The organism is Actinoplanes sp. URMC 104 (assembly GCF_051386375.1).
In the GTDB taxonomy this organism is placed as follows: domain Bacteria; phylum Actinomycetota; class Actinomycetes; order Mycobacteriales; family Micromonosporaceae; genus Actinoplanes.
In genome coordinates this window covers 465,581-478,156 of the sequence record NZ_JBPQTO010000007.1, presented here as the reverse complement: position 1 = coordinate 478,156, position 12,576 = coordinate 465,581, and the positions used below count along the sequence as shown (strand labels likewise).

The 12,576-nt window shown below is 74.2% G+C and carries 10 protein-coding genes; 5 read left to right on the top strand and 5 right to left on the bottom strand.

The features are described from left to right. Nucleotides 1–158: 158 nt before the first annotated feature. The 5 genes from ACSNN8_RS23755 (at nt 159) to ACSNN8_RS23735 (ending at nt 6,063) form a co-directional block, all read left to right on the top strand. The gene (locus tag ACSNN8_RS23755; protein WP_436651568.1) at nt 159–1,310 is read left to right on the top strand and encodes a Gfo/Idh/MocA family protein; all 1,152 of its coding nucleotides are present in this window, start codon (nt 159–161) and stop codon (nt 1,308–1,310) included. A gap of 85 nt (nt 1,311–1,395) precedes the next feature. Continuing rightward, the gene (locus tag ACSNN8_RS23750; protein ID WP_436651979.1) at nt 1,396–2,499 is read left to right on the top strand and encodes a dihydrodipicolinate synthase family protein; all 1,104 of its coding nucleotides are present in this window, start codon (nt 1,396–1,398) and stop codon (nt 2,497–2,499) included. After that, nucleotides 2,496–3,299: a sugar phosphate isomerase/epimerase family protein gene (locus ACSNN8_RS23745; RefSeq protein WP_436651566.1), complete on the top strand. Its 804-nt coding sequence runs from the start codon at nt 2,496–2,498 to the stop codon at nt 3,297–3,299. The genes ACSNN8_RS23750 and ACSNN8_RS23745 overlap by 4 nt, the downstream gene beginning before the upstream one ends. Before the next feature lie 35 nt (nt 3,300–3,334). After that, on the top strand, nt 3,335–4,102 hold the full coding sequence (locus ACSNN8_RS23740; protein WP_436651564.1) for a PmoA family protein: 768 nt from the start codon (nt 3,335–3,337) through the stop codon (nt 4,100–4,102). 65 nt (nt 4,103–4,167) lie between these two features. After that, entirely contained in the window at nt 4,168–6,063 is a 1,896-nt protein-coding gene (locus tag ACSNN8_RS23735) for a S41 family peptidase (protein WP_436651563.1), read from the top strand. Nucleotides 6,064–6,066: 3 nt separating this feature from the next. Here the strand turns inward: ACSNN8_RS23735 and ACSNN8_RS23730 are convergent, their stop codons facing one another. Genes ACSNN8_RS23730 through ACSNN8_RS23710 form a run of 5 tightly spaced genes read right to left on the bottom strand, consistent with a single transcriptional unit; the run spans nt 6,067 to nt 12,551 of the window. Then, nucleotides 6,067–7,182: a Gfo/Idh/MocA family protein gene (locus ACSNN8_RS23730; protein ID WP_436651561.1), complete on the bottom strand. Its 1,116-nt coding sequence runs from the start codon at nt 7,180–7,182 to the stop codon at nt 6,067–6,069. Beyond that, nucleotides 7,179–8,630, bottom strand: a complete 1,452-nt coding sequence (locus ACSNN8_RS23725; protein WP_436651559.1) for a mannitol dehydrogenase family protein — start codon at nt 8,628–8,630, stop codon at nt 7,179–7,181. The genes ACSNN8_RS23730 and ACSNN8_RS23725 overlap by 4 nt, the downstream gene beginning before the upstream one ends. Next, nucleotides 8,621–9,898, bottom strand: a complete 1,278-nt coding sequence (locus tag ACSNN8_RS23720) for an enolase C-terminal domain-like protein (protein ID WP_436651558.1) — start codon at nt 9,896–9,898, stop codon at nt 8,621–8,623. The genes ACSNN8_RS23725 and ACSNN8_RS23720 overlap by 10 nt, the downstream gene beginning before the upstream one ends. Continuing rightward, complete coding sequence (gene uxaC / locus ACSNN8_RS23715; RefSeq protein WP_436651556.1) at nt 9,895–11,298, bottom strand: glucuronate isomerase; 1,404 nt, start codon at nt 11,296–11,298, stop codon at nt 9,895–9,897. The genes ACSNN8_RS23720 and uxaC overlap by 4 nt, the downstream gene beginning before the upstream one ends. After that, nucleotides 11,295–12,551 (bottom strand): Gfo/Idh/MocA family protein, encoded by a 1,257-nt coding sequence (locus ACSNN8_RS23710; RefSeq protein WP_436651555.1) that lies wholly within the window; start codon nt 12,549–12,551, stop codon nt 11,295–11,297. The genes uxaC and ACSNN8_RS23710 overlap by 4 nt, the downstream gene beginning before the upstream one ends. Nucleotides 12,552–12,576 lie beyond the last annotated feature (25 nt).

Sequence of the window (12,576 nt, the reverse complement as noted above, 5' to 3'; positions counted from 1 at the left end):
TCTTGCCCGTCCGGCACCGCGCCCCGTACGGTGTCAGGAAAGCGCTTACCTCAGGCCTTCCGCGGCAGAATCGCGGCGCCGAAAGTGGCTGGGCGGAGCGACGCGGGCGACGACGGCCGCCAGGGAAGGCGGCGAGCGACAACGACGGAGGCAGATCCATGGACCGGACACCCCTCGGCATAGTTCTCAACGGCGTCACCGGACGGATGGGCCTGCGTCAGCACCTCATCCGCTCGATCCTCGCCATCCGGTCCGACGGCGGCCTGCCGCTGCGCGACGGCACGGTGCTCTGGCCCGAGCCGGTGCTCGTCGGCCGCAGCGAGGCCAAGCTCCGCGCGCTCGCCGAGCGGCACGGCCTCAGCGACTGGACCACCGACCTCGAGGGCGCGCTCGCCCGCCCGGACGTGCAGATCTACTTCGACGCCCAGGTGACCTCGGCCCGCGTCAAGGCGCTGCGCGCGGCGATCGAGGCGGGCAAGCACATCTACACCGAGAAGCCGGTCGCCGAGAGCCTGACGGAGGCCGTCGAGCTGGCCCGCGAGGCGGACGCGGCAGGGATCAAGCACGGCGTGGTGCAGGACAAGCTGTTCCTGCCGGGCCTGCAGAAGCTGCACCGGCTGGTGCGCGGCGGATTCTTCGGGCGCGTGCTGTGCGTCCGCGGGGAGTTCGGGTACTGGGTGTTCGAAGGCGATTGGCAGAGCGCGCAGCGTCCCTCGTGGAACTACCGGGCGGCCGACGGCGGTGGCATCACGCTGGACATGTTCCCGCACTGGCACTACGTGCTCGAACAGATCTTCGGTCCGGTGCGGGCGGTGACCGCGCGCTCGGTGACGCACATCGACCGGCGCTGGGACGAGGCGGGCGAGCCGTACGCGGCGACCGCCGACGACGCCGTCTACGGGCTGTTCGAGCTCGACGGCGGGATCGTCGCGCAGATCAACTCGTCGTGGGCGGTGCGGGTCAACCGCGACGAGCTGGTCGAGTTCCAGGTGGACGGCACGCACGGCAGCGCGGTCGCGGGCCTGCACCACTGCCGCATCCAGCCGCGCGCCACCACGCCCAAGCCGGTGTGGGACCCGGACGTGCCGACCACGCAGCGCTTCCGCGAGCAGTGGCAGGAGGTGCCCGACAACGAGGTCTTCGTCAACGGCTTCCGCGCCCAGTGGGAGCAGTTCCTGCGGTACGTCGCCGAGGACAGCCCCTACACCGGCGACCTGTGGGCCGGCGCCCGCGGCGTCCAGGTGGCCGAGCTGGGCCTGCAGTCGTCGGCGGAGGGCCGCCGGCTCGAGATCCCGGAGCTGCCGCGATGATCACCGGGCTCAGCGGCCGCGAGAGCGAAGGAGCACGGCGATGACGACCGAGCCCGGCAGCCGCGAGGGTGAAGGCAGCGCGGCGATGACGATCCGATTCAGCGGGCGCGGCCAGGAGTTCGGCAAGGAAAGGCCTTTCCGCAGCCGGGTAGCGTACGCCGCTGCGCCGGTCACGGCCGATCCGCAGGCGGAGAACATCCCGGGCGCGCCGGCCGTGCTCGACTGGGACACGACGCTGCGCTTCCGGCACCACCTGTGGTCGTACGGCTTCGGGGTCGCCGAGGCGATGGACACCGCCCAGCGCGGCGCGGGGCTGGACTACCCGGCCACCCGCGAGCTGATCCGGCGCAGCGCCGCCGAGGCCCGCGCGGTCGGCGGCGCGATCGTCGCGGGTGTGGCCACCGACCAGCTGCCCCCGGGACCGGCGACCATCGACGACATCACCAAGGCCTATCTGGAGCAGCTGCACGACGTCCGCGACGCGGGCGCCACCCCGGTGCTGATGTGCAGCCGTCACCTGGCCGCGGCCGCCCGCGACGCCGACGACTACAAGCGCGTCTACGGCGAGGTGCTGGCCCAGGCGGACAAGCCCGTGCTGCTGCACTGGCTCGGCGAGGCGTTCGACCCCGCGCTCGCCGGGTACTGGGGCCGCCACGAGACCGTGCTCGAGATCATCGACGAGCACCGCGACCGGGTCGAGGGCATCAAGCTGTCGCTGCTCGACGCCGCGTACGAGGTCGAGATGCGCCGCCGGCTGCCCCGGGGCGTGCGCATGTACACCGGCGACGACTTCAACTATCCGGAGCTCATCCTCGGCGACGACCGGGGCCACTCGGAGGCGCTGCTCGGCGTCCTCGCGGTGATCGCCCCGCCCGCCGCGGCCGCGTTCCGGGCGCTCGACGAGGGCGACACGGCCGCGTACAAGCGGATCCTGGCGCCGACGCTGCCGCTCGCCCGGCACCTGTTCGCCGCGCCGACCTACCACTACAAGACCGGCATTGTGTTCCTGAACTGGCTCGCCGGCCACCAGGACCACCTCACGATGGTCAACGGCGCCCAGTCCGGCCGCTCGCCGCGCCACCTGCTGACGCTCATGCGGCTGGCCGACGAGGCGGGCCTGCTGCCGGACGCCGACCTGGCCGCCCACCGCGCCGGCGCGTGGCTGACGACCGTGGGGATGAGCCGATGAAGGGGTTCTCGCTCAACCAGGCCACGACCAAGCGCTGGCCGCTCGACGAGCTGGTGGCCGGGTGCGTCGCGGCCGGCGTGCGGGCCGTCGGGCTGTGGCGCGAGGAAGTGTACGAGTACGGCACCGAAAAGGCGGCTTCCCTCGTACGGGATGCCGGCCTCACCGTCTCGTCGCTGTGCCGCGGCGGCTTCTTCCACGAGGCCGACTGGTACGACGAGAACCGGCGCGCCATCGAGCAGGCCGCCGCGCTCGGCACCGACACCCTGGTGCTGGTCAGCGGCGGGCTGCCGGGCCGCAGCCGCGACCTGGACGGCGCCCGCCGCCACGTCGGCGACGCGATCGGCGCGCTCGTGCCCGACGCGCTCGCCGCGGGCGTCCGGCTGGCGATCGAGCCGCTGCACCCGATGTTCTGCTCCGACCGCTGCGTGGTGGCCACGCTCGGGCAGGCGCTGGAGCTGGCAAGGCCTTTCCCCGCCGAGGCGGTCGGCGTCGTGATCGACACCTACCACCTGTGGTGGGACGACCGGGTGTGGGACGGCATCGCCGAGGCGGGCCGCGAGCGGCGGATCGCGGCGTTCCAGCTCGCCGACTGGATCACGCCGCTGCCCGAGGGCGTGCTGCTCGGCCGCGGCCTGCCCGGCACCGGGTCGGTCGACATGCGACGGTTCGCCCGGGCGGTGCGCGAGACCGGCTACGACGGCCACGTGGAGGTGGAGGTGTTCCACGAACAGGTGTGGTCGCGCCCCGGCCCCGAGGTGCTCGCCGAGGCGCTGGCCGGCTACGAGGCGGCCGTGGCGTGACCGGCGGCGAGCGAGCGCACCGGGAGAAGGCCGGCGTGAGCGTTCTGCGGGTGGGGGAGATGGAGGTGGCGACGTACGTCGTGGACCCGCCGCTCGACATCCGGCTGGCGCCGCGGCCCTACCTGCATCCCGTGCGGACGCTCGGCGGGACTGTGGTGACCGACGAGCTGTGCTTCGATCACCCCTGGCACCTCGGCGCCTCGGTCACGGTCGCCGACGTGAACGGCTGGAACCTGTGGGGCGGCCGCACGTTCGTGCGCGGCCGCGGCTACACCTGGCTGGAGGACCACGGCTCGATCCGGCACGACGGCTGGGAGCCCGCCGGGCAGGGCCTTTCCGAGCGGCTGCGGTGGTGCGACGGCGAGCAGGGCACGCTGCTGACTGAGGATCGGCGGATCACCGCGGCGCCCGCCGAGGGGGGATGGGAGCTGTCCTTCCGGTACGCCCTCACCGCGCCCGAGCGGCATCAGGTCAGCCTCGGCAGCCCGGCCACCCACGGCCGTACGGGCGGGGCCGGGTACGGCGGCTTCTTCTGGCGCTGCCCGCCCGGCAAGGCCACGGCCACCACCGACCGCGGCGACGAGCCGCACGGCAGCACCGCCGCCTCGCTGACGCTCACGGTCGACGACCGCTACGCGCTGACGTTCCGCGGTCTCGAGGGCGACGACCGCTGGTTCGTGCGCACCGAGGACTACATCGGCGTGTGCGCGGCCCTGGCGTACGAGAAACCGCTCGTCATCCCGCCCGGCGGCACGCTCACCCGCCACCTCCGGGTGCTGGTGAGCGACCTGGACCCGTCCTAGATCGGACAGCGGCGCCCGTCCCCGGCCGCCCTACGCTGAGGTCCGGCGGCCGGGAGGGGACGGACATGACGCAGGCGGTGTCGCTCGACGACTTTCTCGGCAGCACCGAGGTCGGCCGGCTCACCCCGGCGCAGCGGCGGCTCATCGTGGAGCAGGCGCTGCTGCTGCTCGAGCACAACTACGCGCTGCTGCCGTTCAAGGTGGCGCGCTACGGCATCAACCCGCTGCAGCGGCTGCGGCTGCTCGGGCAGCGGCTGGGCCGCGACGGCGACCCGGGGCCCGAGTGGCGCATGCACGCCGAGCTCGCGGACATCTTCAACTCGCTGCGCGACCTGCACACCCGATACACGCTGCCCGAGCCGTTCAACGGGGTCGCGGTGTTCCTGCCGTTCCTGCTCAAGGAGTTCACCGAGGACGGTCGCCGGCGCTACCTGGTCGGGCGGCGGCAGGGCGAGCTGCCGCACCTGGACGACGCGGGGTTCCGCTTCGGCGTCGAGGTGACGCACTGGAACGGCGTGCCGATCGCGCGGGCGGTGGAACGGTTCGCGGAACGACTGCCGGGCGCCAACCCCGAGGCGCGGCACGCCCGCGCGCTGCAGATGTTCACGGTGCGGTCGCTGGCCTTCGCCCGGCCGCCGGACGAGGACTGGATCGACTTGAGCTACCTCGACGCGCAGCAGCAGCCGCGCGACATCCGGCTGCGGTGGAGCGCCACGCCGATCGCCGCCGCGGCCGCCACCACGAGCGCATCGGCGGACACACCGCTCGGCATCGACGTGGAGGGCGCCCACCTGGCCCGGCTGCGCACGGCCCTGTTCGCGCCGCAGGCGCTCGCGGCCGAGGAGTCGGGGCAGCCCGCGGTCGCCGGCCCGCAGAGCGTGCCCGTGCTCCCGGAGCTCGCGACGGTCTTCGAGGCGCGCCGGGTCACCGTGGGCGCGCGGGTGGTCGGCCACCTGCGGATCCGCACGTTCCTGCCGACCGGGGGCGGGATCGTCGCCTTCGTGCGCGAGTTCGCGCGGCTGCTGGGCGAGCTGCCCGCGGACGGGCTGGTGCTCGACATCCGCGGCAACGGCGGCGGGGCGGTCGTCGCCGCGGAGCTGTGCCTGCAGGCGCTGGTGGCGCGGCCCGTGGAGCCCGAGCCGGCGCAGTTCGCGGCCACCGCGCTGAACCTGCGCATCTGCCGGGCGAACGACCACCTCGGGCCGTGGCTGAGGTCCATGGAACAGGCGCTGGAGTCGGGTGCGCCGTACTCGGCCGGGGTCCCCTTCACCGAGCGGGAGTGGTTCGACGCCGTGCCGCAGTCCTACTTCGGCCCCATCGTGCTGCTGACCGACGCGCGGTGCTACTCCGCCGCGGACATCTTCGCGGCGGGCTTCCAGGACAACCGCATCGGGCTGGTGCTCGGCACCGACGGCAACACCGGCGCGGGCGGCGGCAACGTCTGGCAGCTGGCCGACCTGACCGGGTCGCTGGCCGGGCAGCCGGACTCGCCGTTCAAGCCGCTGCCGCTGGGCGCGGGCCTGTCGCTGGTGATCCGCCGGGTGACGCGCGTCGGGCCCAACGCGGGCAGCCCGCTGGAGGACTACGGCGTGGCGCCGGACGAGCGGCACGTGACGACCCGCCGCGACCTTCTCGAGGACGACGCCGACCTGATGGCGGCCGCGGCCGAGCTGCTCGAGAAGACGCCGCCGCGCCGCTTCGACGTCGCGCTGTCCGAGGCGGACGGTCACCTGACGGCGAGCTTCGCGGTGGCGGGCGCCGACCGGGCCGACTTCGAGGTCGACGGGCGGCCCCGCTACAGCGCCGACCTGGGCGACGACACCGGGCCGGTCCGGGTGGTGAACTGCGCCGGGGCCCGTACGGTCCGGGTGCGCGGCTTCGACCGCGGCGAGCTGGTCGCGCTGCGCACCTTCGTCCGCCGCGGCGACGAGCTGCGGCCGCCGGGCACGCTCGACGACTGAGGCCTACCTGGCCGGCAGGCGGCAGGAGTAGGGCTTCACCGCCCACGGCACGTCCAGCTCCGAGGGCAGCGACAGGCTCGCCGCCGCCCGGCGCAGCAGCGCGTTGATGCCGGGGATCGTCCGCTCGGCGCCCTCGACCGCGACGACGCCGGGGCCGAGCAGCCGGGGCGCGGGCGCGCCGGGCACGGTCAGGGCCTCGAGCACGGTGGTGAAGTCGGCGGTCGCCCGCAGCGGCACGAGCAGCGGCGTGCCCTCGGCCCGGTGCCGCAGCAGGTCGGTCAGCAGGTCGGTGCGGCCGGGAACGTCCACGAGCGACGCCTCGCCGGGCAGGGCCAGCCGGTCGGTCGGATATTCCAGCAGCGCGCGGCCGCCGGGCAGGCGCGCCTCGATCTCGCCGGCGACGAAGTCCTCGCCGGCCAGGGTCACGGCCACGAGCAGGGGCAGGCCGCTGTCGAACGTGATGCGGGCGAACGCGGTGTCCTCCACCTCGATGTCGCGCACCCGGTAGCGTTCGACCTCCAACTGGCGGGGGCGGCCCGCGCCCGTCGCGGCGCCCGCCGCCAGCGCCTGCATGACGGCGTGCGCCAAGGGGTTGACGAGCGCGCCGTCGACCACCGGGCGGCCGTCGACCGAGCGGCGGCCGGCCCACGGCGCGCGGGCGTAGTAGGCGTCGTCGCGCTTCCACGAGGCGACCGCGGTCAGCCCGGTGACCGACGGCGTCAGCGCGTCGCGGAACCGGGCCCACGCCAGCGAGCCCAGCGCCTGGAAGCCGACCTGGCAGGCCCGCCCGGCGGCGTCCACGGCGGCGAGCAGCGTGTGGTGGGCCGCCAGCGAGGTCACCGGCGGCTTCTCCAGCAGCAGGTCGCAGCCGGCGGCCAGGGCGTCGAGCGCGATCGGCAGGTGGGTGTGCGGCGGCGTGCAGATCACCACCACGTCGGGGCGGGTCGCCGCGAGCAGTTCGCGGTGGTCGGTGAAAACCGGTTCGGCGGCCGGGGGATCGATGGGCCGCACGTCGGCCAGCCCGGCCGGCGTGACGCCGTCCAGCGAGGCGATGAGCCGCCGGTGCCAGCGGCCGTGCCCGTTGGCGCCGATCAGCGCGACCCGCGCCGACGGGCTCACGCGGCACCGGCCAGCGTCTGCGCCACGCCGTGCTTCTCGAACGCCGTCAGCCACTCGACGAGCACCGCCCGCAGCTCGGCGTCCGCGGCCAGCGCCGGCGAGAACACGGTGTCCAGCCCCAGCAGGGCATCCACCACCCCGTCGGGGGTCGCGGGGGCGGCGGCCAGCCGGGCCCGGATCCGGTCGGCCAGCGGGTCGTTCAACGGCAGCGGGCGGCCGTCGTCCGCGACGCCCTGCACGAACCGCATCCAGCCGGCGACGGCCAGGCCGGCCCACCGCGGCACGGCGCCCGCGGCGCGCCTGTCCTCGATGGTGTGCAGGATCCGCTGCGGCAGCTTCTGGGTGCCGTCCATCGCGACCTGCACCGTGCGGTGGCCCATGGCGGGGTTGGCGAACCGGGCGAGCACCTCGTCGCCGTACGCCAGCGCGTCGACGCCCGCGGGCGGGACCAGGCTGGGCGCGACGTCCTCGGTGATGAGCCGCTGCACGGCGGGGCGCAGCCCGGGGAGATCGAGCGCGGCGGCGATGGTCTCCCGGCCGGCCACGGCGCCCAGATAGGCGATCGCCGAGTGGACGCCGTTGAGCGTGCGCACCTTCAGCAGCTCCCACGGGCGCGGGTCGCCGGTCATGACGGCGCCGGCCTGCTCCCACGCGGGGCGCCCGCCGGGGAAGTCGTCCTCGATGACCCAGGCCAGGTACGGCTCCCCGCACACCGCGGCGGCATCCCGTACGCCCAGGGCCTTCGCCGCCACCGCGAGCGTCTCGTCGGTGCTGGCGGGCACGATGCGGTCGACCATCGTGCCGGGGAACGTGACGTTCGCGCGCACCCAGTCGCTCACCGCGCACGCCGTCGCGAGCGTCTCGACCAGGCCACGCATCCGGTGCCCGTTCGCCGGCAGGTTGTCGCAGCTGACCAGCGCGATCGGGCCGGCGTCCGCGCGCCGCCGGGCGATCAGGCCGCGGATCAGCAGGCCGGGCACCGTCCGCGGGGGGCGGTCGGTCTCGAGGTCGGCGCGCAGCTCGTCGTCGAGCAGCAGCCGGCCGGTGGCGGGGTCCAGCCGGTACGCCTTCTCGGTCACCGTCAGCGTCACCACCCGGATCGCCGGGTCGCCCAGCAGCGTCACCACGGCGTCCGGGTCGGCCGCGGCGAGCAGCTGCCCGGCCGACGAGCCGATCACCCGCGTGCTGCTGCCCGAGGGGCCGAGCGTGGTGACGCTGAACAGCCCGTCCTGCGCCCGCATCGCCTCGACGACCTGCGGCGAGCGAGGCGCGACGCCCACGATGCCCCAGTCGCCGCCGGCCGCGGCCATCGCGTCCTCGGTGAACACCGCCTGGTGCGCGCGGTGGAAGGCGCCCAGGCCGAGGTGCACGATGCCCGGCGCGGGGGCCGCGATGCGCGGGCGCGACCCGACCGGCACCCGCGCGAGGGCGGAACGGCTCAGTTCCATGCGGGACCGTCCGGGAAGGAGAACCGGGCGATCGAGTCGGGCAGCATGTCGGAGCTGTAGCCGGGCCGGGTGGGCACCAGGTAGCGGCCGTCGCGGGTGCGCACCGGGTCGGCGAAGTGCTCGTGCAGGTGGTCCACGTACTCGACCATGCGCCCGTCCAGCGACGTGCCGACGCGCAGGTAGTCGAAGACGGCCAGGTGCTGCACCAGCTCGCACAGCCCGACGCCGCCGGCGTGCGGGCAGACCGGCACGCCGAACTTGGCGGCCAGCAGCAGCTCGGCGAGCACCTCGGGGATGCCGGCGACCCGGCACGCGTCGACCTGCATGACGCCGATCGCGTCGGCCTGCAGCAGCTGCTTGAAGACGACCCGGTTGGCGGCGACCTCGCCGGTGGCGACCCGCACCGGGGCGACCGCCCGCTGGATGCGTGCGTGGCCCAGCACGTCGTCGGGGTGGGTGGGCTCCTCGATCCAGTACGGGTCGAACTCGGCCAGCCGGGCCATGTTCGCGATCGCCTCGTCGACGCCCCAGATCTGGTTGGCGTCCATCATCAGCAGCGCGTCCGGGCCGATCTCGGAGCGGATGATGCCGGCGCGGCGCACGTCGTCCTCGATCGGGCCGCCGACCTTCATCTTCATGGCGCGCCAGCCCTCGGCGTACGCCTGCCGGGTCAGCGCCCGCACCTTGTCGTCGGGATAGCCCAGCCAGCCCACGCTGGTCGTGTACGACGGGAAGCCCTCGGCCTGCAGCAGCGCCAGCCGGTCGGCCAGCCCGTCGAGTCCCTTGTCCAGGATGGCGGCGGCCTCGGCGGGCGTCAGCGCGTCGTCGATGTGCCGGAAGTCCACGCACGACACCAGGTCCTCGGTCGGCAGCTCCGCCAGGAACTGCCACATCGGCTTCTGCGCGGCCTTGGCGCGCACGTCCCACACCGCGTTCACCACCGCGCCGGTCGCCATGTGCAGCGCGCCCTTCTCGGGGCCGAGCCAGCGCAGCTGCGGGTGGGCGGTGAGCGAGCGCAGGAACGCGAGCTGGTCGCCGTCGACGTCCAGGCCGGTCAGCGTGGGCGCCAGGGCGCGGACCGCGGCGCAGGTGAGCTCGTTGCCCTGGCCGTTGGTGAACGTGAAGCCGGTGCCGGTGATCCCGGCGTCGGTCGCCAGTTCGACGTACGTGGCCGAGTAGTCGCCGCGGTTGATGGAGTCGGAGCCGTCGCCCGCCGCCGCGGTGGGGAACCGGACGTCGTGCACCGTCACCCCGGTGATGGTGGTCATGAGCGACCCTTTCCGAGCTTGAAGATCCGCTTGGGCAGGTGGTAGGCGAGGTCGGCCATCGTCTCGGCGGCCTCGTCGGCGGGCAGGCGGTCCTGCTCGACCAGCGAGGCGAGGTACGCCGCGTCGACCCGCCGCGCGATGTCGTGGCGTACGGGAATGGAGCAGAACGCCCGGGTGTCGTCGACGAACCCGGCGGTGTTGTAGAAGCCGGCCGAGTCGGTGACCGCCTCACGGAACCGGCGCATCGCGTCCGGCGTGTCGAGGAACCACCACGGCGCGCCCAGGAACAGCGCGGGATAGCCGCCGGCCAGCGGGGCCAGCTCGCGGCTGAACGCGGTCTCGTCGAGCGTGTAGAGCACCACCCGCAGCCGGGGTTCCATGCCGTACGCGTCGAGGAGCGGGCGCAGCGCGTGCACGTAGTCGGTCGCCTGGGGGATGTCGCCCCCCACGTCGCGCCCGTGCGCCGCGAACAGCGCGCGGTTGTGGTCGCGCGACGCGCCGGGGTGCAGCTGCAGGACCAGACCGTCGTCGAGCGACATCCGCGCGAACTCGAGGATCATGTGCGCGCGGAACGTCTCGGCGTCGGCGGCGGACACCTCCCCGCGCAGCGCGCAGTCGTAGATCCTCGCGGCGTCGGCGGGGGAGAGCGCCGCCGTACGGGCGGTGGGGTGCCCGTGGTCCGAGGACGTCGTGCCGATCGCGATGAACGCCTCGCGGCGGCGGCGCAGCGCGGCCAGGTAGCCGGCGTACGTGCCGGTGTCCTCCCCGGCCAGCTCGCCCATCCGCGCCACGTTGGCGGCCCAGCCCTCGCGTTCGAGATCGACCACGTCGTCGGGCCGGAACGTGCTGATCACCCGCCCGCCGGGGCCGCCCCACCCGTCGGCGGCGAGCTTGGCGTGCCGGGACAGGTCGTCGGTGGGCGACTCGGTGGTCGCGAGCACCTCGATGCCGAACCGCTCGAACAGCGCCCGGGGGCGGAACTCCGGCTCGGCCAGCCGCGCGGCGATCGCGTCGTACACCTCGTCGGCGGTCTCGGCGCGCAGCGGCGTGTCGACCTCGAAGACCGTACGGAAGGTCTGCTCCAGCCACAGCCGGGAGGGGGTGCCGCGGAACAGGTGCCAGTTGGCCGCGAGCAGCCGCCAGATCGCCCGCGGGTCCGTCTCGACCGGACCGCCGTCGCGGCGCGGCACGCCGAGCCGGTCCGGCGGGATGCCCTGGCTCAGCAGCATCCGGGTCACGTAGTGGTCGGGGACGACCAGCAGCCGCGCCGGGTCGGGAAACGGCTCGTCGTCGGCGAGCAGCGCCGGGTTGACGTGACCGTGCGGGCTGAGCAGCGGCAGGTCGCGCGCCACCGCGTACAGCTCGCGCGCGAGGCCGGTGGTGAGGAGGGGGTCGGTCACGGGCTGGTCACCTTCCGGGTCAGCAGGTCGGCCACTCGCACGGGCGCCCGCTCCTGCAGGCTGCGGTTGGCCGCCAGCCCGGTGAGCAGGGCCAGCGCGCCGTCGCGGGCGGTCGCGGAACGGTTCATCGGGTCGGTGCCGCCGCCGAGCAGCACGGCGGTCATGCGCTTGTCGGCGCCGCCGTGGCCCTCCCGGTCCACCGGTTGCAGTTCCACGGCGTACGGCGGTGTCCAGTACGGCCGGATGGTCAGCGTCACGGAGCCGGACTCGGGGCTGGCGCCCTGCTTGACCATGCCCGCGGCGGCCGGGCTGACGTGGTCGCTCTCGACCACCTCCAGCTCCAGCCGGCCCTTGCTGCCGTTGACCATCAGCCGGTAGCCCTCCCAGGGGGCGTACGCGGTGAGGTGGTAGGTCATCGTGGCGCCGGTGTCGTAGCGGACCAGCACCGCCAGGTCGTCCTCGATCGTGATGCCGGGGCTGAACACGTCCTGGTCGCGGCGGTAGCCGTCCTCGGCCGCGGCGTCGAGGTAGAGCGCCCGCAGCCGCGGGTCGGCGGTCAGGTCGAGCGCGAACCTGTCGTCCGCGTGCCCGTGCCCGCTGCCCTTCTCGCCGTAGAAGAACAGCCGCCCGGACGCGTACACCTCGGCGGGCGCGGCCCCCAGCCACCAGTTCACCAGGTCGAAGTGGTGACCCGACTTGTGCACGAGCAGGCCGCCCGAGTTCGCCTTGTCGCGGTGCCAGCGGCGGAAGTAGTCGGCGCCGTGGCGCACGTCGAGCAGCCACTCGAAGTGCACCGAGCCGATCTCGCCGATCTCGCCGCCGGCCAGCAGCGTGCGCACCACCTCGTGCACCGGGTTGAACCGGTAGTTGAAGGCGACCTGCACTCGGCGGCCGGTGCGCTCGACGGCGTCGAGGATGCGCTCGCAACTGGGCGCGTCGACGGTCATCGGCTTCTCGGTGATGACGTCGCAGCCGGCCTCGAGCGCGGTGACGATGTGCCCGGCGTGGGTGCTGTCCACGCTGGTCACGATCAGCTCGTCGACGCGCTGCTCGGCCAGCATCCGCGCGAGGTCGGCGGCCCGGTAGGTGGGCACCGGCCGGGGGAGCCAGCCGTTGTGCACGTCCATCCGGGCCTGGTTGACGTCGGCCAGCGCGACCAGCTCGGTGGTGTCGGCGTGGTCGTCGGTGACCGCGCGGAGGAACATCTCGGCCCGCGATCCGGTGCCGACAAGGGCGATTCTGCGTCTCGTCATGATCACTCCCGCCGTGGCGGCAAAG

Coding starts and splice junctions, on each gene's coding strand:
- ACSNN8_RS23755 (WP_436651568.1), top strand. CDS start 159: ATGGACCGGACACCCCTCGGCATAGTTCTCAACGGCGTCACCGGACGG.
- ACSNN8_RS23750 (WP_436651979.1), top strand. CDS start 1,396: ATGACGATCCGATTCAGCGGGCGCGGCCAGGAGTTCGGCAAGGAAAGG.
- ACSNN8_RS23745 (WP_436651566.1), top strand. CDS start 2,496: ATGAAGGGGTTCTCGCTCAACCAGGCCACGACCAAGCGCTGGCCGCTC.
- ACSNN8_RS23735 (WP_436651563.1), top strand. CDS start 4,168: ATGACGCAGGCGGTGTCGCTCGACGACTTTCTCGGCAGCACCGAGGTC.
- ACSNN8_RS23725 (WP_436651559.1), bottom strand. CDS start 8,630: ATGGAACTGAGCCGTTCCGCCCTCGCGCGGGTGCCGGTCGGGTCGCGC.
- ACSNN8_RS23720 (WP_436651558.1), bottom strand. CDS start 9,898: ATGACCACCATCACCGGGGTGACGGTGCACGACGTCCGGTTCCCCACC.
- ACSNN8_RS23710 (WP_436651555.1), bottom strand. CDS start 12,551: ATGACGAGACGCAGAATCGCCCTTGTCGGCACCGGATCGCGGGCCGAG.